Source organism: Scandinavium sp., from assembly GCF_032012665.1.
In the GTDB taxonomy this organism is placed as follows: Bacteria; Pseudomonadota; Gammaproteobacteria; order Enterobacterales; family Enterobacteriaceae; genus Scandinavium.
The window spans coordinates 233,391-257,051 of record NZ_DALZVG010000004.1; the positions used below are offsets into that span (position 1 = coordinate 233,391).

The 23,661-nt window shown below is 54.3% G+C and carries 25 protein-coding genes; 13 read left to right on the forward strand and 12 right to left on the reverse strand.

From position 1 onward, the window contains the following. The first annotated feature begins 29 nt into the window (after nt 1-29). The 3 genes from rsmF to RTU33_RS05940 all read left to right on the forward strand — a co-directional run bounded on the left by rsmF (nt 30) and on the right by RTU33_RS05940 (nt 2,093). A complete protein-coding gene (gene rsmF, locus RTU33_RS05930; RefSeq protein WP_409438226.1) occupies nt 30-1,454 on the forward strand; it encodes a 16S rRNA (cytosine(1407)-C(5))-methyltransferase RsmF in 1,425 nt (474 codons plus the stop codon). A gap of 114 nt (nt 1,455-1,568) precedes the next feature. Beyond that, entirely contained in the window at nt 1,569-1,808 is a 240-nt protein-coding gene (locus RTU33_RS05935) for a YebV family protein (protein ID WP_312625952.1), read from the forward strand. A gap of 93 nt (nt 1,809-1,901) precedes the next feature. Then, nucleotides 1,902-2,093 (forward strand): YebW family protein, encoded by a 192-nt coding sequence (locus RTU33_RS05940; protein WP_312625953.1) that lies wholly within the window; start codon nt 1,902-1,904, stop codon nt 2,091-2,093. Here RTU33_RS05940 and pphA read toward each other — a convergent pair whose 3' ends face one another. Next, nucleotides 2,094-2,738, reverse strand: coding sequence for a protein-serine/threonine phosphatase (gene pphA, locus RTU33_RS05945; RefSeq protein WP_312625954.1), 645 nt, complete (start codon nt 2,736-2,738; stop codon nt 2,094-2,096). It abuts the gene before it with no gap. Between the two features lie 161 nt (nt 2,739-2,899). Here pphA and RTU33_RS05950 point away from each other — a divergent pair, with 161 nt between their 5' ends. The 3 genes from RTU33_RS05950 (at nt 2,900) to RTU33_RS05960 (ending at nt 5,279) form a co-directional block, all read left to right on the forward strand. Continuing rightward, entirely contained in the window at nt 2,900-3,850 is a 951-nt protein-coding gene (locus RTU33_RS05950; RefSeq protein WP_312625955.1) for a VirK/YbjX family protein, read from the forward strand. A gap of 129 nt (nt 3,851-3,979) precedes the next feature. Then, complete coding sequence (locus tag RTU33_RS05955; RefSeq protein ID WP_312625956.1) at nt 3,980-4,123, forward strand: Ecr family regulatory small membrane protein; 144 nt, start codon at nt 3,980-3,982, stop codon at nt 4,121-4,123. Between the two features lie 616 nt (nt 4,124-4,739). Next, on the forward strand, nt 4,740-5,279 hold the full coding sequence (locus tag RTU33_RS05960; RefSeq protein ID WP_312625957.1) for a serine acetyltransferase: 540 nt from the start codon (nt 4,740-4,742) through the stop codon (nt 5,277-5,279). A gap of 761 nt (nt 5,280-6,040) precedes the next feature. Here RTU33_RS05960 and RTU33_RS05965 read toward each other — a convergent pair. The 3 genes from RTU33_RS05965 to yobA are packed head-to-tail and all read right to left on the reverse strand — an operon-like array spanning nt 6,041 to nt 7,642. Continuing rightward, nucleotides 6,041-6,379, reverse strand: coding sequence for a YebY family protein (locus RTU33_RS05965; RefSeq protein ID WP_312625958.1), 339 nt, complete (start codon nt 6,377-6,379; stop codon nt 6,041-6,043). A gap of 16 nt (nt 6,380-6,395) precedes the next feature. After that, nucleotides 6,396-7,265, reverse strand: a complete 870-nt coding sequence (gene copD, locus RTU33_RS05970; RefSeq protein ID WP_312625959.1) for a copper homeostasis membrane protein CopD — start codon at nt 7,263-7,265, stop codon at nt 6,396-6,398. Between the two features lie 2 nt (nt 7,266-7,267). Next, nucleotides 7,268-7,642, reverse strand: a complete 375-nt coding sequence (yobA, locus tag RTU33_RS05975; RefSeq protein ID WP_312625960.1) for a CopC domain-containing protein YobA — start codon at nt 7,640-7,642, stop codon at nt 7,268-7,270. Nucleotides 7,643-7,780: 138 nt separating this feature from the next. Here yobA and RTU33_RS05980 point away from each other — a divergent pair, with 138 nt between their 5' ends. The 3 genes from RTU33_RS05980 (at nt 7,781) to exoX (ending at nt 9,494) form a co-directional block, all read left to right on the forward strand. Beyond that, the gene (locus RTU33_RS05980) at nt 7,781-8,011 is read left to right on the forward strand and encodes a DNA polymerase III subunit theta (protein WP_312625987.1); all 231 of its coding nucleotides are present in this window, start codon (nt 7,781-7,783) and stop codon (nt 8,009-8,011) included. 108 nt (nt 8,012-8,119) lie between these two features. Beyond that, a complete protein-coding gene (locus tag RTU33_RS05985) occupies nt 8,120-8,806 on the forward strand; it encodes a carbon-nitrogen hydrolase family protein (RefSeq protein ID WP_312625961.1) in 687 nt (228 codons plus the stop codon). 28 nt (nt 8,807-8,834) lie between these two features. Beyond that, the gene (exoX, locus tag RTU33_RS05990; protein WP_312625962.1) at nt 8,835-9,494 is read left to right on the forward strand and encodes an exodeoxyribonuclease X; all 660 of its coding nucleotides are present in this window, start codon (nt 8,835-8,837) and stop codon (nt 9,492-9,494) included. On the opposite strand, the gene ptrB is transcribed toward exoX, so the two are convergent. Next, the gene (gene ptrB, locus RTU33_RS05995; RefSeq protein WP_312625989.1) at nt 9,495-11,555 is read right to left on the reverse strand and encodes an oligopeptidase B; all 2,061 of its coding nucleotides are present in this window, start codon (nt 11,553-11,555) and stop codon (nt 9,495-9,497) included. Nucleotides 11,556-11,635: 80 nt separating this feature from the next. After that, a complete protein-coding gene (locus RTU33_RS06000; protein ID WP_312625963.1) occupies nt 11,636-12,283 on the reverse strand; it encodes a tellurite resistance TerB family protein in 648 nt (215 codons plus the stop codon). A 166-nt stretch (nt 12,284-12,449) separates the two neighbouring features. Here RTU33_RS06000 and purT point away from each other — a divergent pair, with 166 nt between their 5' ends. After that, on the forward strand, nt 12,450-13,628 hold the full coding sequence (purT, locus tag RTU33_RS06005; RefSeq protein WP_312625964.1) for a formate-dependent phosphoribosylglycinamide formyltransferase: 1,179 nt from the start codon (nt 12,450-12,452) through the stop codon (nt 13,626-13,628). Nucleotides 13,629-13,725: 97 nt separating this feature from the next. Here the strand turns inward: purT and RTU33_RS06010 are convergent, their stop codons facing one another. The 3 genes from RTU33_RS06010 to zwf all read right to left on the reverse strand — a co-directional run bounded on the left by RTU33_RS06010 (nt 13,726) and on the right by zwf (nt 17,926). Beyond that, nucleotides 13,726-14,364 carry a bifunctional 4-hydroxy-2-oxoglutarate aldolase/2-dehydro-3-deoxy-phosphogluconate aldolase gene (locus tag RTU33_RS06010; protein ID WP_312625965.1) on the reverse strand — a complete coding sequence of 213 codons (639 nt, stop codon included), beginning with the start codon at nt 14,362-14,364 and terminating at the stop codon, nt 13,726-13,728. A gap of 39 nt (nt 14,365-14,403) precedes the next feature. Next, the gene (gene edd / locus RTU33_RS06015; RefSeq protein WP_312625966.1) at nt 14,404-16,215 is read right to left on the reverse strand and encodes a phosphogluconate dehydratase; all 1,812 of its coding nucleotides are present in this window, start codon (nt 16,213-16,215) and stop codon (nt 14,404-14,406) included. Between the two features lie 235 nt (nt 16,216-16,450). Then, entirely contained in the window at nt 16,451-17,926 is a 1,476-nt protein-coding gene (gene zwf / locus RTU33_RS06020; protein WP_312625967.1) for a glucose-6-phosphate dehydrogenase, read from the reverse strand. A 111-nt stretch (nt 17,927-18,037) separates the two neighbouring features. On the opposite strand from zwf, the gene RTU33_RS06025 reads away from it, so the two are divergent. The 3 genes from RTU33_RS06025 (at nt 18,038) to pyk (ending at nt 20,721) form a co-directional block, all read left to right on the forward strand. Then, nucleotides 18,038-18,280 carry a hypothetical protein gene (locus RTU33_RS06025; protein WP_312625968.1) on the forward strand — a complete coding sequence of 81 codons (243 nt, stop codon included), beginning with the start codon at nt 18,038-18,040 and terminating at the stop codon, nt 18,278-18,280. Nucleotides 18,281-18,282: 2 nt separating this feature from the next. Further along, on the forward strand, nt 18,283-19,152 hold the full coding sequence (locus RTU33_RS06030) for a MurR/RpiR family transcriptional regulator (protein ID WP_312625969.1): 870 nt from the start codon (nt 18,283-18,285) through the stop codon (nt 19,150-19,152). A gap of 126 nt (nt 19,153-19,278) precedes the next feature. After that, complete coding sequence (gene pyk, locus RTU33_RS06035; protein ID WP_312625970.1) at nt 19,279-20,721, forward strand: pyruvate kinase; 1,443 nt, start codon at nt 19,279-19,281, stop codon at nt 20,719-20,721. Between the two features lie 46 nt (nt 20,722-20,767). Here pyk and lpxM read toward each other — a convergent pair whose 3' ends face one another. From lpxM to znuA, 3 genes are all read right to left on the reverse strand, one after another. Continuing rightward, nucleotides 20,768-21,739, reverse strand: a complete 972-nt coding sequence (gene lpxM / locus RTU33_RS06040; protein WP_312625971.1) for a lauroyl-Kdo(2)-lipid IV(A) myristoyltransferase — start codon at nt 21,737-21,739, stop codon at nt 20,768-20,770. A gap of 117 nt (nt 21,740-21,856) precedes the next feature. Further along, nucleotides 21,857-23,176, reverse strand: a complete 1,320-nt coding sequence (gene mepM / locus RTU33_RS06045) for a murein DD-endopeptidase MepM (protein ID WP_312625972.1) — start codon at nt 23,174-23,176, stop codon at nt 21,857-21,859. A 15-nt stretch (nt 23,177-23,191) separates the two neighbouring features. Beyond that, nucleotides 23,192-23,661, reverse strand: a 470-nt coding sequence (znuA, locus tag RTU33_RS06050) for a zinc ABC transporter substrate-binding protein ZnuA (protein WP_312625973.1), incomplete at its 5' end; no start/stop codon positions are given.

Consider the following 23,661-nt stretch of genomic DNA (forward strand, 5'->3'; position numbering starts at 1 on the left):
CGCGCCCGTTTCTGAATCTGGTGCGTTTCGTGGCTTATCTTCCTGACTCCTTTCTCGAGGTGATGCGTGCAGCAATGCCGTCTCACCTCTCCTTCGACGACTTTATCGCTGCCTGTCAGCGTCCTCTGCGTCGCAGCATTCGCGTGAATACGCTTAAAATTTCCGTTGCGGAATTCCTGCAGCTGGTCGCGCCTTACGGCTGGCAGCTGACGCCAGTGCCGTGGTGCGAAGAAGGATTCTGGATCGAACGCGATGACGAAGATTCTCTCCCGCTTGGCAGCACAGCCGAGCACCTGAGCGGGCTGTTTTATATTCAGGAAGCCAGCTCCATGCTGCCGGTAACGGCGCTTTTCGCCGACGACAATCAGCCGCAGCGCGTGATGGACGTGGCAGCCGCACCGGGTTCCAAAACAACGCAAATTGCCGCACGAATGGGGAACCGGGGTGCGATCCTTGCCAATGAATTTTCCGCCAGCCGCGTCAAAGTTCTTCACGCTAATATCAGCCGCTGCGGGATCGGTAACGTCGCCCTCACCCACTTCGACGGTCGCGTATTTGGCGCAGCCCTGCCAGAAAGTTTTGATGCAATACTGCTGGATGCGCCCTGCTCCGGTGAGGGCGTGGTACGTAAGGATCCGGACGCGCTGAAAAACTGGTCACCCGAAAGCAACAGCGAGATAGCCGGCACTCAGCGGGAGCTGATCGACAGCGCTTTTCATGCGCTGAAAACCGGAGGAACGCTGGTTTATTCTACCTGTACGCTCAACCGGGAAGAGAACGAAGACGTGCTGGCCTGGCTGCTGGCACGCTATCCACAGGCGGTGGAAGTCACACCGCTCAATGCGCTTTTCAGCGGGGCTGAACTGGCGCTGACGCCGGAAGGTTTCCTGCACGTGTTCCCGCAAATTTACGACTGCGAAGGTTTTTTCGTGGCTCGTTTACGTAAAACAGCCGCCATAGAAGCACTGCCTGCCCCGGGCTATAAGGTTGGCAAATTCCCGTTCACGCCAATGAAAGGCCGTGAGGCTTCAGCCGTTATCCAGGCCGCTGCCGCCGTGGGTCTGGAATGGAATGAAAACCTGCACCTGTGGCAGCGTGATAAAGAGATCTGGCTGTTCCCGGCTGAAATCGAACCGCTGATTGGTAAAGTGCGTTTTTCACGCATCGGCATGCGCCTCGCAGAAACCTTTAACAAAGGTTATCGTTGGCAGCATGAAGCGGTTATCGCGCTGGCGGGTGAAAAAAGTTCACGCTTTGAGTTAACGCTTGCCGAAGCGGAAGAGTGGTATCGTGGCCGCGACGTCTGGCCAGAAAACCCACCGTCCCGCGACGACGTTATCGTGACCTTTCAGGGACATCCGCTGGGGCTGGCAAAAAAAGTCGGCTCGCGGCTAAAAAACAGCTACCCGCGTGAACTGGTCCGCGACGGTAAACTCTTTGCTGGCAAGGCGTAGCGGGGAATAAAAAATAAGCACGTTCTGACTGGCAAAATGCTCGTCGTTGTCTACGCTGAAAAATGGGCGGCTTAACTGGTCGTACCACAACAGAGCAGACAACCGGAGAGCATTATGACTAAAACCAGCGTACGAATCGGCGCATTTGAAATTGATGACGCCGAACTGCATGGCGACCAACAGGGCGAGCGAACGTTAAGTATTCCCTGTAAATCCGATCCTGATTTGTGCATGCAGCTTGATGCATGGGATGCCGAAACCAGCGTGCCAGCCATTCTCGACGGCGAGCACTCCGTCCTCTACCGCCAGCATTACGATCGTCAGTCCGACGCTTGGGTCATGCGCTTAGCCTGATGCCAATGTAACCCGCCTGCAGGCGGGTTAATTATTTCCCGTTTCGCTTATCTCTCTTACACTTAAAGTTCGCTCTTCAGGTGTGGGGAAGTCATGTTCGCTCTGGTATTGTTTATTTGTTACCTCGATGGCGGCTGTGAAGATATCGTTGTCGACGTCTATAACACCGAACCTCAATGCGTTCGGGCCATGCACGACCAGCGTATTCGCCATGGTGGCTGCTTTCCGATAGAGGATTTTATTGATGGATTCTGGCAACCTGCACAGGCGTACAGCAATCTGTAATTACTGAAGCTGCACCAGCGTCAGCTTGCCGCCAAAGACGGCGCCGGTATCGATATAGTGTTGATTCAACGCATCGTAACGGTGCCTGAGCGGCGTGTGGCCAAACCAAAAATGATCGGCCCCATCAATGGGATGATGCTGACCCGCAAGATGATCGCTCAGGCGCTGTCTGTCCCAAAGCACCCGATGCCAGTCAACGGTCTGCTGCCAACGGTAGTGTGCCCCCGGGTAATCCGCATGGGCAATCACGTGCGTCGCCGAGTCAGTGACTATCTCAATGATGAAAGGCAGCGCTTCGCAGGCCTGCAACAGCCGCCGGGCGGCGGCACGTTCAGACGGCGAACAGCGCTCAAACCACTCCCCGCCGTTAAGCTCCCACAGCGATAGCTGCTGATGCGTCAGCGCATCCATCGCCATCTGTTCGTGGTTGCCGCGAATGGCCAACACCCATTTTTCCTCAAGGAGTTCAAGACATTTCAGGCTGTCCGGGCCGCGGTCGATCAGATCGCCAACAGAAATGAGCAAATCCTTATAAGGGTTGAACTTTCGGGCCTTCAGCGCAGACATCAGCAAAGCAAAGCAGCCATGCAGATCGCCCGTTAGCCAGATATGTTGCCACGTATTACCTTCCACGCGCTGATACATATTTTCCCCCTTCTACAAAGTATAGAACGCTGAATACGCTCAGGGCTTTTTCCGTAAACTTAAATAAAGGCTAAACACGCCGGGAATAAAACCTGCGGATGCGTTAGAGCCAGCCATTGTTGCCGCTAAAATAGCCTCTGAAACAAAATGAGGTTAATATCGTGACCGACAACTCCCTGCACTCCCTGCTATCGCCAACGCCACAGGCCCACATTATTTCCGAGTTGATCAAGGGCAACCTTGCTCCGGCACCTATCTGGAAAAAAGCAGATTACCGTCTTAAATTTTTGCTGCGCACGCTAATTTATTATCGTTCGACCCGGCTCATGCTCGACAGCCTCGGGCAGCGTCCCGATTTTATGCGCCTGCTGAATGCTCAGGTGACTTTGCCGAGTAAAACACATCGCCAATATCTCACTCGCGGTCTCTCTTCCACGCAGCGCGCAGAAGCCATTGTGGGTCACTATCAGTTTATTGATTCACTGAAAAGCCCAACGCTTGCCGCTGCCCTGACCGCCATAGACCCGACGCCCTTACTGACATTTACGGGTAAAGATGAAGCTAAATTCACGCTGTACGCTTCCTGCGCGTGCAAAGCTGAGCGTGAAGGTGAAAGCACACTCTGGTTCTGTAGCGAAGATAATACCGTGCTCGCCAGCACCACTTTCTGTATCAGGCGCGATTCAGAAGGATGGGAATTGATCGTCGGCGGGCTGCAGGGCCCACGCCGCTCCGTTTCACATGAGGTTATAAAATCCGCAACTCGCGCCTGCTATGGCTTATTCCCGAAACGCATTCTGGTTGAATTCTTTGGCCTGTTGGCCGCTGAATGTGACATTGTCCGCATCACCGGCGTGAGTGATAACGGGCATGTTTTCCGCGCCCTGCGCTATCGCTTCAGCAAAGGCCGGCATTTCCATGCCAGCTATGACGAGTTCTGGGCCTCCATCGAAGGCGTCAAGACCAGCGAATTCCGCTGGCAGCTGCCGCTTCAGCAGGAACGAAAGTCCATTCAAGAGATTGCGAGCAAAAAGCGTGCAGAATACCGCCGCCGCTTTGCTCTACTTGATGAAATGGCCATACAGTTTAAGACTCTTTTTCCACTGGCCTGACCCCCATAAAATGAGCTTGTACCTGTAATCAGGCACAAGCTTAGTGCTCCGCGTTTGCCGTGCCCCGTGGTGATCCGCTATCATCTTGCTGATAACATTCCGATTCCCCGCTGGCGGTGCCTCCAGGCTATGAGCAAAACTGAAATCTTCCTCATACTACTGATCCTGGTGATTCTGATCGTCGGCATCTGGTTTATCTTCAGCGATCAAATCTGGGTGCTGGTAAGCTACCTTGAAACGCTGATCTATCCCGACATCGTCACACCCGAATAATCACTGCGTAACCTGTTAAAAAATAAACAAATTGATGTTTGAAGCCTTCAGCGGCAATCCCTATTATGCATAGCGAAACGTGACGCAAAAAACGGCTCGTTTCCAGTCAGTCTGAATCCATCCCCTTGATGAGAGATGTTCAGACCAGGCACTGGCGGCACTGCATATCCCTCTGAAATCGCCAAAGTGAATCCGATATAATATTCATTGCAAGCTTTGTCCCCTTTCCCCTGCTAAGTGAAGGGGATTTTTTTGCCTCAACGTCAGATAGCCACGCAACATCTGCGCCACCACCCGCGAATTTTCCTGTAAAAAATATTAAACCCGATTTTATTGTGGCATAATGCAGCCGATTGACAAGGACTCGCCATCAACGCCGGAAGAGCCGGAAACTTTAAAGTACAGTTCTGGCAACACTGGCACCCAACTTGCAGATTCAGTCAGTGTTGCATGTAACAATCAGTAGTGAAAGTACAACGGCGAAGTATTACCGCGTGCTATTTCACCTTATATCCTTTTTATGGCTGTATAACCGGCCCTGAGGAAGAGGAACTGAATCGAGCGCTCAAAAAAACGTGCGACACTGGAGCATCAAAAAAAACAGGAACGCTGTGAAATGTATTCATACTCTGAATTAAAAAAATACTGGCATATTGAAGTCATCGGAGAAAGTAAAAAATTCTCATACCTAAGAATATTTTCAAGACTGAGGAATAAACCCGGTTTAAAATTTGTTTTCTGGTGGCGCCTCGCAGATTATTTATTCAGAAAAGGACATAAACGAATCGCGTATAAAATACACTCAAAAATTAAACAAAAATTTACTTGCGACCTTATGTTAGGTGCAACAATCGGCCCAGGCCTAACAATTGCCCATCATGTTGGCGTAGTAGTTACGAAACGAGTTGTTGCCGGTAAGAACATGAAACTAACGCAAAACTGTGTAATTGGCAGCTCTGGAAATGGACTTGATGGTATCATAAAAATTGGCGATAATTTTTATCTTGGCTCTAATAGCTGCGTTATCGGAGATAACCTTACCATTGGCGATAATGTAATTATTGGTGCAATGAGCTTTATTAATAAAGACATCCCCGATAACTGCACGGTATATACAAAAAAGGTTAACGAGATAGTTTCACGTTCAAAAATTTAATGCACGTTGATTAACATCGGGGGCTATTAGTGTCAATTCGATTCAATAGTACCCTACATTACTTCCATAACTTCAATTTGAAACTTCTTAATCAGTTGCCACCGAGTTCTACGGTATCCTGCAGCACATCAATCTGCTGAATTGCTTTGTTTAGCAGTCTATTTTTATGTAACTCCGCATTATGAACTGCATTAACTTTTTGTACGTAAGGGCTGGAACCCAGTTTTTATCCTACCATTAAGCAAACTATCAACTCACAGCGCGACTTTATGAAGTTGCCTACCGCAAACGATCCCCCACCAACTCTTCGGCCACAAACCCTGAAAATGGCATACATAAATGTACCTTTCATAGGCCACAACCAATGCGTGACGATCTGAATTTTTCGTGTAAAAAAAATGTTAAGGCCGATTTTGTTGTGGTATAACGGAAAAAGACCGAATACGGGATTTCGATAAAATTTCGATACGGTCTTTGTAAGTTGCTGATATGACTTACAAATAAAAAAAGACCGAATACGATTCCTGTATTCGGTCCAGGGAAATGGCTCTTGGGAGAGAGCCGTGCGCTAAAAGTTGGCATTAATGCAGGCTAAAGTCGCCTTGCCCTTTAAGAATAGATGACCATGCCAGGTTTTCCAGTCCGCGACGAAAGTGGTCAGAAAAAAACCGTGAGCAAAGCGTCACAAAACACAAAAACCGCAGGTTTTCAGCTGAAAACGTTGCGGTTTTTTATTGCCAGTCAAACGGTTAGCGCTTCGGTCAGCAGAGCTTCTCTGCGCGGGCGATAAACGGCACCAGGCTCATCTTTTGACCCGGTTTTGCCGGATCGTCATTCTGAATCACCGAAATGGGCTGAGCCGTGGTTTTACCTGCTTTCACTTCCTGCTCGGCAACGGTATTCAGCGGATACTGCACCAGCGTACTCGGGTTAATGGCATACAGCGCGTTGCCTGGGCGGCAGGTCAGCATGACTTCCTCACGATTAAACGCCCATTGCGCTTTGCCGATTTCAAAGCGGCTGACGGTGATAATCTGCGGTGCCGCGAGAGCAGCTCCAGAAGTTGCCAATAACAGCATAGAAAGAACGAGTTTTTTCATAATAAAGCCACTTTTTTCAAAACGGTTCCCAGGTTGCAAACAGACTAACCGCCGCTAATACCAGAGCCCCTAAGATCATTTCAGCCTGAGTGGTGCGCAAAAATAGCGCCTGCATGTACGCCCCATCGGCCTTCAGCCGCGGCACCAGAACATACCTGTTCGCCAGCGCGATTACCACCATCAGCGCCACTAACGCACATTTCACCAACAGCAGCCGTCCATAAGCGGTATCGGCAATAAGCTGCCCCTGAATCAGCAAGGCGTTGGTAATCCCGCTCAGTACGACGCCCGCGACAGCCACATGGCCGTAGCGCGAATAGCGCATCATGGTGTGTATTGCCGACGCTCGCCAGTGCCCCCGAGTCAATCGCAGGCAGTACAGGAACGGCAGCAGCCCACCAAACCAGGCCCCGGCGCAGAGCAGATGCAGCGCATGATTGGTGCGCTGCAACGCGCCGACAATACCATCATGCATCGCGGCATGTCCTGTGCCCGCCATCAGTAAAAACTGAGCGACGCAAAGGATAAGCAGCAACGGAGCCAGTTTCGCAGGCCGAATCAGCGCCACCAGCAACGCAACCCACGTCAGCAGAATTTGCCACAGCCAGACGCTGCCAAAACGCGTCTCCAGCACCGCCAGCCAGATATCCGGGCGCACCACATCACGCCAGCCGTTACCCATCAGGCCGCCCTGCACCATCAGTATCAGCGTGACAGAAACGGCATTCACCAGCAGAGCCCAGCGGAGAACCATGCTGAAACGCTGCATAATGAGGCGACGTAATGACGGCATGGCCCACCAGGCACCGTACAACACGACGCCAAACGCCAGCATCACGGCGATAAAATGCAGGCCTCTCAGCCCGACATACGCAGCGGCCAGCACGCTTATTTCACGCTGAAGTGATACTGGCCCTGAGTTTTATGCCCGTCGACGGACACCACATGCCAGTCGACGGTGTAATCACCTGGCTTAAGAGATTGCTCTACCGGGACAATCAGCTGCTTACTGTCTTTCTCGTTGAGCTTCACGGCTCCTAATGGGACTTTGATCTGCTGTGGGCCAGTGACGGTGACGCCGCTGAATTTCACCTCAATGCCTTCGGAGAAGCTGAGCGTCAGCGCCTGTGGGACCGTTGTCACCAGCGCATTAGCAGCAGGAGATTGCTGTTTGAGATGTGCGTGAGCGAATGCGGCAGTTGTGGAGAAAAGGCAAGTCAGTAACACACCAGCGCGCAAGGCACGGGAAGCGGTCAGGTTCATTCTCTTCATTCCCTTTTGTTATTTATCTGGCCCAAAGGATAACGCTGTATAATGTTTACGTCGAGATTCCACGCCGTCGTACTTGCTTTTTCCCGACACGCTTAGTACTTTCAGCCGCGATAACAGAAGGAGACCATGATGCACACCAATCTGGCAAAAATCCCCCAGGACGAAATGGACAAAGTGAATGTCGATTTGGCCGCTGCCGGGGTCGCTTTTAAAGAGCGCTACAATATGCCGATCGTCGCCGAAGTGGTTGAACGTGAACAGCCTGCCCATCTGCGCGACTGGTTTCGCGAGCGCCTGATCGCCCATCGTCTGGCGTCGGTCAACCTCTCTCGCCTGCCGTACGAGCCCAAAGCCAAATAAGCCTTACTGAGAGTTACACTTCCTTACATTTACCCTGCTACACTTCAATGGAAAATTCTTAAGTGCGACTCACGGACGCTGAGTCAGGAAAGTGTTAAGGAAGCCACTATGCCTGCATGGACTATTGCCGCTGCACAGTACACGGCCTGCAACAGGAACGTTGCGGAAAATATTGCCCATCATTTACGGTTTATCGAAGCGGCAGCAAAACTCACCTGCCAGCTTATCGTCTTTCCGGAGCTGTCGCTGACTGGCCCGGATACCTCGTCGCCCCTTCCCCCTCCGCCCGACAGAGAACTGCTTGAGCCATTGAGCTATGCCGCCTCTCGCCACGGCATAACGATTTTCGCCGGCCTCCCGGTGGAACAAAACGGTGAACGGCATAAAGGCGTGGCCGTGTTTGTCCCCGGAAATACCGCCCCTCTCATGCTGTGTCAGGGCACCTGCCAGACGCCGCAGGCGCGCCACATCAGTATTCTTGCCCCAGAGGCCGAAGACAACGAACTGGATCCGCTGGCCTCCCTGCTTGCTGCAGGCACCTGCACCCGGGAGTTTCAGCAACAGCAATCAGTTCAGCAGCTGCAACGGCTGGCACACAAATACGCCATCGCCGTGCTGAAATCTAATTTTGCCGGCGGAAGTGCCCTATGGGATGAACACGGTCAGCTCATCGTACGCGCCGATAGCGGTGAACTGCTGCTGACCGGACGCAAATACGAGGGTGGATGGGAAGGAGAGATCATTCCCATGCGGGAAAGCCTTTACGCCATTGACGAAAGCCGCTGCGACGCATAACCTGCCTCTTTTTAGCCGGGAGAGCACCATGTTACGCGTTATCGATACGGAAACCTGTGATTTACAGGGAGGCGTCGTTGAAATTGCCTCGGTAGACATTGTTGACGGTAAGATAACCAACCCCATGAGCCATCTTGTGCGACCGGACAGACCCATCAGCCCGCAGGCGATGGCAATCCATCGCATTACTGAGGAGATGGTCGCCGATAAGCCGTGGATTGAGGATGTGGTGCCGCATTACCAGGGCAGTGCGTGGTACGTGGCACATAACGCCAGTTTCGATCGCCGCGTGTTGCCGGAAATGAACGGGGAGTGGATTTGCACCATGAAGCTCGCTCGTCGCCTGTGGCCAGGCATCAAGTACAGCAATATGGCGCTGTACAAATCCCGCAAGCTAAGCGTCTCCACACCGCCGGGCCTGCATCATCACCGCGCCCTGTATGACTGCTATATCACGGCAGCGCTGCTGATTGATATTATGAACGTCTCCGGCTGGAACGCGGATCAAATGGTCGATATCACCGGACGACCTGCATTAATGACGACCTTCACCTTCGGCAAGTACCGCGGTAAACCGGTGGCGGAGATTGCTAAGAAAGATCCCGGCTACCTCCGCTGGCTGTTCAATAATCTCAACTCAATGAGCCCGGAGCTCCGCCTGACGCTGAAACACTGGCTGGGAGAATAGCTAGCGCGGCGCCTGGCCCGGCAGCGTCCCCTGGGCCAGCGCGATCAGGAACGTGTACTCGAGCGCCACACCTTCATAGCTTTTAAAGCGCCCCGATTTCCCGCCGTGCCCGGAATCCATATCGGTACAAAGCAACAGCAGGTTATCGTCGGTTTTCAGCTCCCTTAGTTTCGCCACCCACTTTGCCGGCTCCCAGTATTGTACCTGTGAGTCATGCAGCCCGGTGGTCACCAGCAGATGCGGATAGGCTTTCGGTCCGACGTTATCGTAGGGACTGTAACCTTTCATATACTCGTAATACTCCGGATCCTGCGGATTGCCCCACTCCTCGAATTCTCCGGTCGTGAGCGGGATAGACTCATCCAGCATGGTTGTCACCACGTCCACAAACGGCACCTGGGCAATGACACCATGGAACAGCTCCGGTCGTTGATTAATCGCCACGCCCATCAGCATACCACCCGCACTGCCGCCCATGCCGTAGCAGAGCGACGGGTTGCCATAGCCCTGCGCCAGCAGCGCATCGCAGACGTCGAGATAGTCGTTAAAGGTATTATTTTTCAACAAGAACTTGCCGTCTTCATACCACTGCTGCCCAAGCTCCCCGCCGCCGCGAACGTGGGCAATGGCGAAGACAAAGCCGCGATCGAGGAGACTCAGGCGGCTACTGCTAAAGTCGGCATCCATGCTGGCACCATAGGAGCCATAGCCGTAGACCAGCAGCGGATTATTGCCCTGACGAAAATGCTCGCGGTGATACACCAGTGAGACCGGCACCTCAACGCCGTCGCGGGCTTTAACCCACAGATGCTCACTACGATAGCGGCTGGCATCGAACCCTTTCACCTCCTGCTGCTTAAGCACCGTACGTTCGCCGGTATCCATGTTCAGCTCAAACAGCGTGTCCGGCGTCGTCATCGACGAATAGCCGTAGCGAAGCCGTGGTGTATCCGGTTCGGGGTTATAGGCAAGCCAGGTAACGTACGCCGGATCGTCGAAGGCAATTCCGAACGACTCCCGGGTTTTGCGGTTGATTTGGCGCAGGCTGGTTAAGCCGTGCTGACGCTCTTCCACCACCAGCCAGTCGGTAAACAGCGTAAAGCCTTCGAGCATCACCTCCTCACGCGGAGGGATAAGCGCCTCCCAGCGACTTTCGTCGCGGACTGACGATCGATAAAGACCGAAGTTTTTTCCCTCGCGGTTCGAGCGCAGATAAAAGTGATGCTGGAAATGGTCAAGGCTGTATTCATGATCTTTACGGCGAGGAAGGAAGCACAGCGGCTGCGCATCCGGCAGCTCCGCATCCAGCAGCAGCACTTCGCTGGTCGTCGCACTGGCAAGATGAACGATCACGTAATGTTTTGAACTGGTTTTGTGCAGGCTGACGTAAAACATGTCGTCCTGCTCCTCATACACCAGCTCATCTGCCGACATCGGCATCCCGACGGTATGCCGCCAGACCTGGAAAGGCAGCAGCGTAGTCGGATGCTTACGCACGTAATACAGCGTTTGCGAGTCGTTACCCCAGACAAAATCCGGCTCCACGTTTTCCAGCGTTTCCGGATACCAGTTCCCGTTTTCCAGATTGCGAATGCGTAAGCCGTACTGGCGGCGGGAGAGAAAATCTTCGGTGATTGCGAGCAGCGTATTGTCCGGTGAAACCAGGATCCCGCCAAGCGTATAAAACTCGCTATGAGCCGCTCGCTGATTGCCATCGAGCAGCACGTCCCAATCGTCCCATACTTCTTTCAGCACCGACTGGCGTTGAAAAATAGCGTATTCGCATCCGGGTTCGTAAACGCGTCGGTAACGGTAGCCGTTTCTGCTATAGGGCGCGGAGACTTCACGTTCAGGAATGCGATCGACAATCTCCTTGAGCACTTTATCCTGCAAGCTGCGCTGCGAGGTCATTACCTCGTGCCCGTAGTCATTTTCCTGCTTAAGGTAGTCGAGCACGGCGGGCTGCACGCGGTCGTCGTCGCGCAGCCAGTAGTAGTTGTCGATGCGGGTATCGCCATGAAGCGTCATGGCGTGTGGAATTCGTTTTGCTTTTGGTGGCATGTCGTTGTTCTTCTGCAAATTACCTCCTCTAAGGGTGGCAAAAGTGCAGTGCGATGCAAGCGAAACATGCTCAGAAAGGATTAAAGTGCCTGTTTTTGCGCCCTTAAGTCCGTTTCGATGCCGTCGCGTACCTCCTGCGGGATCGCCAGCGCGTCACCCAGCGCGTTCAGATAGCTACGCTCCATAAAGTGGTCAACGTCGATGGCTGCACAGCTCAGGAAATAGAGCTCAAGCGCTTCCTCCTCGTTGCGAACATCCTTTGCAAGTCGCTGAGGATCCAGCGGTTGAGCAATCGCTTTTTCCACCAGCTCTCGCCCCTGCGCTTCCACACCGGCCTCACGCAGCTGCCGATCGATAATGGCCCGCTCCTTGTCGTCGATATGGCCGTCGCTTTTGGCCGCAAAAACCAATGCCAGGATCAGACGCTCTGTCCGCAGATCCACGGGGCTGGTATGCAGACCATACTCAGGTTCGCTCTGATGCGCAGCGCGAACTTTCTCTTTGTATTTGTTCCATAACACGCTGCCAGCAACGGCACCGCCGCCAACAAGCAGCGCGCCGGTGCCGTATTTTGCCAGCAGCTTACGTGAGGATTTACTGGCGACCAGCAGCCCGGCAAGCCCACCAAGCGCGCCAGGCACCAGCAGTTTGTTAAGCCCCGAATCACCCGGCGATTTAGCAGAAGATTGTCCAAGCAGAGACTGAAGTTGATTGAGCCAGTTTGCCATATTGCCCTCCCGGCATTGCAAAGAATTCTCTCAGACTAAGCGAGGCGATGTCAGGAAATGTCTGTGACAACTAAAGATGCGCAAAGTATCGGACGTACGCCCTCAGAAGACACACGCAAACGTTTTCGTGTATACTGCGACCCTCTTTTTACTGTGGAAATGCGTTATGACTCAACTAGGCACCGCGCTGCGTCCGGCAGCAACTCGCGTCATGTTACTGGGCTCTGGCGAGCTGGGTAAGGAAGTGGCTATTGAATGCCAGCGTTTGGGCATGGAGGTGATTGCCGTCGATCGCTATGCAGATGCGCCAGCGATGCAAGTAGCGCACCGCTGCCACGTGATCAACATGCTCGACGGGCAAGCGCTGAAAACCCTGGTTGAGCAGGAAAAACCTGACTTTATCGTGCCAGAAATTGAAGCTATCGCCACTGATATGCTGATTGAGCTGGAGCAGTCTGGCCAACATGTTGTGCCCTGCGCACGCGCAGCAAAACTCACCATGAACCGCGAAGGCATTCGTCGCCTGGCAGCGGAAGAGCTTGGCTTGCCAACCTCCAGCTACCGTTTCGCCGACAGCGAGCAGAGTTTTCGCAAGGCGGTAAAGGAAGTCGGCCTGCCCTGCATCATCAAACCGGTTATGAGCTCCTCCGGCAAAGGGCAGAGCTTTATTCGTAGCGAAGCGCAGCTCTCCGCCGCCTGGGATTATGCTCAACAGGGCGGTCGGGCAGGCGCAGGCCGTGTGATTGTTGAAGGCGTAGTTAACTTTGATTTCGAAATCACGCTGCTGACCGTCAACGCTGTAGACGGCGTCCATTTCTGCGCTCCGATTGGTCATCGGCAGGAAGATGGCGACTACCGCGAATCCTGGCAACCCCAGCGGATGAGCGCGCTGGCGCAGGAGCGTGCCGAAGCCATTGCCCGTGAGGTGGTGCTGGCGCTCGGCGGCTATGGCCTGTTTGGCGTAGAGCTGTTTGTCTGCGGCGATGAGGTCATCTTCAGCGAAGTCTCTCCTCGCCCGCACGACACCGGCATGGTAACAATGATTTCACAGGATTTGTCAGAGTTCGCGCTGCACGTCCGCGCTTTCCTGGGGCTGCCCATTGGCGCAATTCGCCAGTATGGCCCTTCCGATTCGGCGGTAATCTTGCCACAGCTGACCAGCAGCAATGTCCGTTTCGGCAACCTTGATGCCGCCGTGGGCGCGGGCGTTCAGATTCGCTTATTTGGTAAGCCAGATATCAACGGCACGCGTCGTCTTGGCGTGGCATTAGCTACAGCAGAAGAGGTAGTAACGGCGGTGGAACGGGCGAAAGCTGCGGCTGGTGCCGTGAGCGTTAGGGCATAAAAAAAGCGCCGGATGGCGCTTCGCTTATCAGGCCTACGGGGTTTGTAGGCCTGATTAGGCGCAGCCGCCATCAGGCAGCCGCGCATAAGTACGGATATTACTTCGCGCCTTCCACCGCTTCACGAGCGATTTTAGTAATGCGTTCGTAATCACCGGATTCCAGCGCATCCGCTGGCACCAGCCAGGAGCCACCGATGCACAGCACGCTTTTCAGCGCCAGGTAGTCACGGTAGTTGGCCGGAGAGATGCCGCCAGTCGGGCAGAAACGGATGTGTGCAAACGGACCTGCAATCGCCTGCAGCGCTTTGGTGCCACCGTTGGCTTCAGCCGGGAAGAATTTGAACTCTTTCAGACCGTAGTCCATGCCAAGCATCAGTTCAGAGACGGTGCTGATACCCGGGATCAGCGGAATGGTACCTTCGGTGGCTGCTTTCAGCAGAGGCTCGGTCAGTCCAGGGCTGATAGCGAACTGCGCGCCAGCTTCGGTGACTTCTTTCAGCTGCTGAACGTTGGTCACGGTGCCTGCACCGACAATGGCTTCAGGCACTTCTTTGGCGATAGCGCGGATAGCGTCCATTGCACAGGCGGTACGCAGGGTCACTTCCAGCACGCGTACGCCGCCGGCAACCAGCGCTTTTGCCATTGGCACTGCGTGTTCCAGTTTGTTCACCACAATTACCGGCACTACCGGGCCGTTGGTCAGGATTGCTTCTGCACTTGTTTTCCAGTTTTTCATCAGAGTTTTTCTCTCGCCAGAATGAGTAATCTTGTCGTATTAAAAAGTGATGCAGGTCGCGCCCTGCTCTGCACCGGAGAGTTTCTCGCGCAGTGCGCTGAACAGCTCGCGCCCGGTTCCAACCCGTGATGCGCTCAGATTCGGCAGATGCGGCTTACGTGCAGCCAGTTCGGCTTCATCCACCAGCAGCGTCAGCTCGCCGGTCTGGCCGTTGACGCGAATCATGTCGCCATCGTGAACTTTTGCCAGCAGCCCACCGTCGTAAGCTTCAGGCGTGACGTGGATTGCTGACGGCACTTTACCGGATGCGCCAGAGAGACGACCATCGGTCACTAACGCAATTTTGAAACAACGGTCCAATAATACACCTAATGGCGGCATAAGTTTATGCAATTCTGGCATGCCGTTCGCTTTTGGCCCCTGAAGGCGCACCACCACAACACAATCCTTGTCCAGCAGGCCCGCCTCAAATGCAGGCAGGACGTCGTGCTGGCTCTCAAACACCACCGCAGGCGCTTCGATAATCTGGTTTTCCACCGGTACGGCAGAGGTTTTCATCACCGCGCGGCCCAGGTTGCCGCTCAGCACTTTTGTGCCACCGTGATGGGAAAAAGGTTTGTCGATGCAGGCGATTACCGCCTCATCCAGGGAGGCCTGAGCGCCTTCGCGCCAGTCCAGCTCGCCGTTGTTGAGCCACGGCTCCATGGTGTAACGCTTCAGGCCATGACCGGCAACGGTTTCAACATCTTCATGCAGCAGGCCGCCTTTCAGCAGTTCACGGATCAGCACCGGTACACCGCCCGCCGCCTGGAAGTGGTTGATGTCTGCCGGGCCGTTCGGATAGAGACGCGCCATCAGCGGCACCACTTCTGAAAGCTCAGAGAAATCATCCCAGTTGATGATAATCCCCGCCGCGCGGGCCATCGCCACCAGATGCATGGTGTGATTGGTGGAGCCGCCCGTTGCCAGCAGCGCCACAATACCGTTAACCACCACTTTTTCGTCGAACATTTTGCCCAGCGGCATCCACTCGTTGCCGTTACCGGTCATGCGGGTGACCTGGCGCGCAGCCGTCGTGGTCAGCGCTTCACGCAGAGGCGCATCCGGATGAACAAACGAGGAGCCCGGCAGCTGCATCCCCATGAACTCGATAACCATCTGGTTGGTGTTCGCGGTACCGTAGAAAGTACAGGTGCCTGGCGCGTGATAAGACGCCGCCTCGGACTCGAGCAGCGCCATTCGGTCAACCTTCCCTTCAGCATACAGCTGACGAATACGCACTTTTTCTTTATTAGGCAAACCGCTCGTCATCGGGCCAGATGGAATGAAAATGGACGGCAGATGACCAAAGGAGAGCGCCGCCATCGCCAGGCCCGGAACTATTTTGTCGCACACGCCGAGGTACAACGCGCCGTCGAACATATTGTGAGAAAGCCCTACTGCAGCAGACATGGCGATCACTTCGCGGCTCAGCAGGGAAAGTTCCATCCCGTCCTGGCCCTGGGTCACGCCGTCACACATCGCAGGCACACCACCGGCAACCTGGGCTACGGCATTCACGCCGTGCAGCGCTTTACGGATGATGTCCGGGTAGTGCTCGTACGGCTGATGAGCCGAGAGCATATCGTTGTAGGAGGTGATGATCGCAATGTTGTTGCGTAACATGCTTTTCAGAGAGGCTTTGTCGTCTGGCTGACAGGCGGCAAAACCGTGCGCCAGGTTACCGCAGGCCAGGTGAGAGCGCTGGACGGTGTCGGACTTCGCTTGATGAATGCGGGAGAGGTAGGCACTACGGGTCTCTTTCGAACGCTCGATAATGCGATTTGTTACGCGTAACAATGCAGGATTCATAAAAGCTCCTCAAATTCTGAGTGTCCAGGCTTTAGCATTAACACGGAATTCAGGAGTCATTAACAATGCTGAAACGCGCTTGTGCTGTAGCCAAGGGGCAAATTTATCTTGCGTCAGTGTAATAAAAAAAGCCCCGGCGGTGAACCACCCGGGGCTTAAAAGCGTAATTATCACACGAGATGCTGTGTCAGATCATGTTACCGGTAAAATACCCAGATCGGAGTAGCGTCGGAACTTACTCAAACTCGTTCCAGGAGCGGCCGTCGCGGGTGATCATTGCGACTGAAGCAACCGGGCCCCAGGTGCCTGCCTGATACGGTTTTGGCGCATCCTGATCGGCGGCCCAGGCTTCCGTAATCGAGTCGACCCACTTCCACGCCTCTTCCACTTCATCGCGACGCACAAACAGCGCCTGAATGCCGCGCATGGTTTCCAGCAGCAGGCGCTCATAGGCATCAGCCAGATGCGTTTCGTTGAAGGTTTCGGAGTAGCTCAGATCGAGCTTAGTGGTTTGCAGGTTGTGTTTGTGATCCAGACCCGGCACTTTGTTGAGGATCTGGATATCCACGCCTTCGTCCGGCTGCAGACGAATAGTCAGCTTATTCTGCGGCAGCTCCTGCCAGGACTCTTTGAACAGGTTGAGTTCCGGGGTTTTGAAATACACCACAACTTCAGAGCATTTGGTCGGCAAACGTTTACCGGTACGCAGATAGAACGGCACGCCCGCCCATCGCCAGTCGTCGATATCCACGCGGATAGCCACGAAGGTTTCAGTATTGCTGCTTTTGTTCGCGCCCTCTTCTTCAAGATAGCCAGGCACTTTTTTGCCCTGCGCGAAGCCTGCGGTGTACTGACCACGTACGGTTTTATCGCGCACGTTGGAGCGGTCAATACGGCGCAGGGATTTGAGCACTTTCACCTTCGCATCACGAATGCTGTCGGCGCTCAGATCGGACGGCGGCGACATCGCAATCATGCACAGAATCTGCAGCAGGTGGTTCTGGATCATGTCGCGCATCTGCCCGGCCTGATCGAAGTAACCCCAACGGCCTTCGATGCCCACTTCTTCCGCCACGGTAATTTCCACGTGATCGATAGTGCGGGAATCCCAGTTGTTAACGAACAGGGAGTTGGCAAAACGCAGCGCCAGCAGGTTGAGCACCGTCTCTTTGCCGAGGTAGTGGTCAATACGGTAGACCTGGCACTCTTCGAAGTATTCGCCCACCTGGTCGTTGATTTCACGTGAGGTTGCGAGCGAAGTGCCCAGCGGTTTCTCCATCACAACGCGCGCCGGTTTGGCGTTGAGCTTCGCTTCGCCAAGGCCTTTGCAGATAGCGCCAAAGGTGCTTGGCGGCATCGCGAAATAGTTAATCGTCACGCGCTCTTTCTGGTCGAGCATTTTGCCAAGACGGGTGAAGGCTTTGGTATCGTTAACGTCAAGATTGCAGAAATCGAGGCGACCGCTCAGGGTATCCCACAGACTCTCATCAATCTTCTCCTTCATGAAGGTTTCCAGCGCCTCGCGCACCACTTTGGTGTATGCATCTTTATCCCAGTCGGCACGTCCTACCCCAAGGATACGCGTGTCCGGATGGATCTGGCCCGCTTTCTCCAGTTGGTACAGGGAAGGCAGCAATTTACGACGCGCCAAGTCACCCTTCGCGCCGAAAATGACCAGATCGCATGCCTGGGCCGTTTGCGTTACCGCCATGTCATTCTCCTCAGTTGGATTGCCTGGTACATCCGCCAGGCGCTATTTGTAATTTTCTTACGCTGCACTGTACTGTGTTTACGTGAATGCCGAAACCCCCGGGCCCGGTCGATGCCAGATAAAGGCATTTCTGGGAAAAAAAGCGCCATCAGCGCCGGGCAAGAGCCTCATTTTGTTCGTCATTTCGCCAGTCAGCGGCTGGCAAAAGTCGACTGCGATCATGTAATGAAAAAAAACAACGTAAATTGCCCTCTTTCCTCTGCATTGCAGAAATCCCAGGGGTATATTCTCACTAAATTGCACGTCGATTTCACCCCATTAATGGAATCGCTTTCACCGATGAGCGCCTGTTAACCATGAACATGCTGGAAAAAATCCAGTCCCATCTGGAAAACCTTAGCAAATCCGAGCGTAAAGTGGCGGAAGTGATCCTCGCCTCTCCGTCCCAGGCCATTCACTCAAGCATTGCGACGCTTGCCCTGCAGGCGGCGGTCAGTGAACCGACCGTCAACCGATTCTGTCGCAGTATGGACACCCGGGGATTCCCTGATTTTAAGCTGCATCTGGCCCAAAGTCTTGCCAACGGTACGCCATACGTAAACCGTAACGTCGATGAAGACGACAGCGTGGAAGCCTACACGGGCAAAATTTTTGAGTCCGCGATGGCAAGCCTGGACCACGTTCGTCACTCGCTGGACATGTCCGCCGTGAACCGCGCCGTCGACCTGCTGACTCAGGCAAAAAAAATCGCCTTCTTCGGACTCGGCTCGTCCGCCGCCGTGGCGCACGATGCAATGAACAAATTTTTCCGCTTTAACGTGCCGGTGGTCTACACCGATGACATCGTTCTGCAACGTATGAGCTGTATGAACTGCAGCGACGACGATGTGGTCGTACTTATTTCGCACACCGGGCGGACAAAAAGCCTGGTTGAGCTGGCGCAGCTGGCGCGTGAGAGCGACGCGATGGTGATAGCCATTACGTCAGCAGGTACGCCGCTTGCGCGCGAGGCATCGCTCGCCATTACGCTCGACGTGCCGGAAGATACTGACATTTATATGCCGATGGTTTCCCGGCTGGCCCAACTGACGGTTATCGATGTCCTTGCCACCGGCTTTACCCTGCGACGCGGGGCAAAATTCCGGGATAACTTGAAGCGGGTCAAGGAAGCCTTGAAGGAATCGCGGTTTGATAAGGAACTGCGGGTTAGCAGTGATAATCATTAAAAGTCTATAACAAGCTTGTAACCTATTTGCACATTCGGTTAAGTTCCAGCATTACGCTACGCACAGTGGGAACCGCCGAATTCCTGTTCACGCAACACCAAAATTGTTTCAGCAACGGAGTATTACATGTCCAGAAGGCTTCGCAGAACTAAGATCGTAACTACCTTAGGCCCGGCCACCGACCGCGATAATAACCTTGAGAAGGTGATTGCGGCGGGCGCTAACGTCGTCCGTATGAACTTCTCCCACGGCAGCGCTGAAGACCACAAACTTCGTGCCGATAAAGTACGCGAAATTGCAGCCAAACTGGGTCGTCACGTCGCCATCCTCGGCGATCTTCAAGGACCAAAGATTCGCGTATCCACCTTTAAAGAAGGCAAGGTTTTCCTCAACATCGGCGACAAATTCCTGCTGGATGCTAACCTCGGTAAAGGCGAAGGTGACAAAGACAAAGTCGGTATCGACTATAAAGGCCTGCCTGCCGACGTTGTGCCAGGCGACATCCTGCTGCTGGACGACGGTCGCGTTCAGTTGAAAGTGCTGGAAGTTCAGGGCATGAAGGTATTCACCGAAGTGACCGTTGGCGGCCCGCTTTCCAACAACAAAGGCATCAATAAACTCGGCGGCGGTCTCTCTGCAGAAGCGCTGACCGAGAAAGATAAGGCTGATATTCAGACCGCTGCGCTGATTGGCGTCGACTACCTGGCCGTCTCCTTCCCGCGCTGCGGCGAAGACCTGAACTACGCCCGCCGCCTGGCGCGTGACGCAGGCTGTGATGCTAAAATCGTTGCAAAAGTGGAACGTGCGGAAGCCGTCTGTAGCCAGGACGCAATGGACGACATCATCCTTGCTTCTGACGTGGTGATGGTGGCCCGTGGCGACCTCGGCGTTGAAATCGGTGACCCGGAGCTGGTCGGTATCCAGAAAGCCCTGATTCGCCGCGCCCGCCAGCTGAACCGCGCGGTGATCACCGCAACCCAGATGATGGAATCCATGATCACCAACCCGATGCCAACCCGTGCAGAAGTCATGGACGTGGCTAACGCCGTGCTGGATGGCACCGATGCGGTGATGCTGTCTGCGGAAACGGCTGCAGGCCAGTACCCTTCGGAAACCGTTGCCGCTATGGCACGCGTGTGCCTGGGCGCAGAAAAAATCCCAAGCATTAACGTCTCTAAACACCGTCTGGACGTACAGTTCGATAACGTGGAAGAAGCGATTGCGATGTCAGCGATGTATGCCGCCAACCATCTGAAAGGCGTGTCTGCGATCATTTCCATGACCGAATCTGGCCGTACCGCGCTGATGACTTCCCGTATCAGTTCCGGTCTGCCGATTTTCGCCATGTCCCGCCACGAGCGTACGCTGAACCTCACGTCACTGTACCGTGGCGTAACGCCGGTTTACTTTGACAGCGCCACCGACGGCGTAGCCGCGGCTAATGACGCAGTAAATCTGCTGCGTGATAAAGGCTACCTCGTCTCCGGCGACATCGTGATCGTCACGCAGGGCGACGTCATGAGCACGGTAGGCACGACCAACACAACGCGTGTTCTGACCGTAGAGTAATTCAGCTCGCGGAAGCCTGTAAAAAAGCGCCTAACCGGCGCTTTTTTTATTTCCTGGGAAACAGTTCCTTTCGCTTGTACGGCTCGATTTCGCCCGGCTTGCGGGTTTTCAGCAGCTTGAGGATCCAGGTGTACTGTTCCGTGTGCGGCATAACGAAAATTTCCACTTCTTCGTTCATGCGGCGCGCGATGGTGTTGTCATCAGCGACCATCAGATCGTCCATCGGCGGACGGATTTCTACCGTCAGTCGATGCGTTTTGCCGTCATATACCGGGAACAGTGGCACCACGCGCGCACGGCAGACTTTCATCAGGCGACCAATCGCCGGTAACGTCGCCTTGTAGGTGGCAAAGAAGTCCACAAACTCGCTGTGTTCTTCTCCGTGATCCTGGTCCGGCAGATAGTAGCCCCAGTAACCCTCGCGTACGGACTTAATGAACGGCTTGATACCGTCGTTACGCGCATGCATACGTCCGCCAAAGCGGCGGCGGACGGTGTTCCAGATGTAGTCGAACACCGGGTTTCCCTGGTTGTGGAACATCGCCGCCATCTTCTGCCCTCTTGAGGCCATCAGCATTGCCGGAATGTCCACGCCCCAGCCGTGCGGCACGAGGAAAATGACCTTCTCGTTATTACGCTGCAGCTCCTCGACGATTTCGATGCCTTTCCAGTCGACTCGCTTGATGATCTTTTTGGGATCGCGCAGCCCCAGCTCGGCCATCATGACCATTGCCTGTGGCGCCGTAGCATACATTTCATCGATGATGGCTTCGCGCTCGGCTTCACTTTTTTCCGGGAAACAGTAAAGCAGGTTGATCTGCGCCCGGCGGCGGGAGCTTTTCGCCAGCCTGCCAACCTTTTTCCCCAATGCGCCCAGCAGCGGATCGCGGAACGAGGCGGGGGTCATTGCAACACCGGCGAACGCCAGCACGCCGAGCCACGATCCCCAGTAACGCGGATGCAAAAAAGCCTTTTCGAACTGAGGAATAAATTCACTGTTATTTTTTTTTGTTTCCATGCCTGTTCCAGAGTCGTGGCGGAAAAAAGGAATATGCAGATAGTTTAGCGACGTGCCAGACGCGACACAAAAGAAAAAGCCGACGCCCCTCAGGCATCGGCTTTAACAGGACAGGAATCAGTCAATCTGCAGTTGAGGAACCACTTCTTTAACCTGCGCCAGGTAGTCACGACGATCGGAGCCGGTCAGCCCTTCAGTGCGCGGCAGTTTGGCGGTTAGCGGGTTCACCGCCTGCTGGTTAATCCATACTTCATAGTGCAGATGTGGACCCGTAGAACGGCCTGTATTGCCCGAAAGCGCAATACGGTCACCACGTTTTACTTTCTGCCCCGGTTTCACCAGCAGCTTACGCAGATGCATATAACGCGTAGTGTATGTGCGACCATGGCGCAGCGCTACGTAATAGCCTGCCGCACCGCTGCGTTTCGCTACAACCACTTCACCGTCACCCACGGCCAGTACTGGCGTTCCCTGCGGCATGGCGAAATCGACGCCTTTGTGCGGAGCGATACGACCGGTAACAGGGTTCAGGCGACGCGGATTGAAGTTGGAGGAAACGCGGAACTGACGCGCGGTCGGGAAGCGCATAAAGCCTTTCGCAAGACCGGTACCGTTTCGATCGTAGAACTTACCGTCTTCGGCGCGGATCGCGTAGTAATCTTTACCATCCGAGCGTAAACGCACGCCCAGCAGTTGGCTTTGTTCACGCTTGCCATCCAGCATTTCGCGTGACATCAGCACCGAGAACTCATCGCCTTTTTTCAGCTTGCGGAAATCCATCTGCCACTGCATGGCTTTAATCACCGCGCTCACTTCGCTGCTGGTCAGGCCTGCATTACGCGCGCTGGTGACGAAGCTGCCGCCGACGGTGCCTTTCAGCACGCTGTTGACCCAGTCACCCTGCTGCGTTTCGGCGCTCATTTTGAAACCGTTTGCAGCGCGGTCATAGGTGCGGGTTTCACGGCGGGACATTTCCCACGTCAGGCGTTGCAGATCGCCGTCGGCGTTCAGCGTCCAGGAAAGCTGTTGACCAATCTTCAGATTACGCAGGTCTTTATCGGCGGCGGCCAGCTGGCTGATATCGCCCATGTCAATGCCGTACTGGTTCAGTACGCTGCTGAGCGTATCGCCGGTCGATACAACGTATTCATGAACGCCAGCATCGCTGTCCGCTTTGTCGTCCAGCTCATCCTGAGGAATGGCTTCATCTTCCTGCGCCGCCTGATCGATAGGCTCGCTGGCTTCCGGTAACAGGGAACGGATTTCGCTCTTTTCGAGCTCAATGGTTCTGACAATGGGGGCGGAATCGGGATGGTACACGTACGGTCGCCATACAGCGACCGCTAAGGTGAGAACCGTCAGGGACCCCAGCATAACGCGGTGGGGTCGCGGCAAATTATTAAATGCCAGGGCGACAGAGCGGGCTATCTGTTGCACGTATTCACTTCCTCGTTAATCTCCTTTCAGGCAGCTCGAATACTGGTTCGCCAGTTGGGTCAGAAAAGCGGGATAGCTCGCTTTGCCCAACTGAATGTTGGTGCCTAACGGATCCAGCGTTCCCATACGAACGGTGGTTCCGCGGGCAACCGCTTCAACCACGGCTGGCCTGAATTGTGGCTCAGCAAAAACGCAGGCTGCTTTTTGCTCAACCAACTGTGTTCTTATTTCGTGTAAACGCTGCGCACCGGGTTGGATCTCAGGGTTGACGGTAAAATGCCCCAGCGAGGTCATTCCGTAGTGTTTTTCAAAGTAGCCGTAGGCGTCATGAAAAACGAAATACCCTTTACCTTTCAACGGTGCCAGCTCGTTACCCACCTGCTTATCGGTCGCGGCTAATTGTGCCTCGAAATCCTTCAGGTTGGCGTCAAGTTTGGCTCGACTTTGCGGCATAAGTTCCACTAATTTATCGTGGATTGCAACCG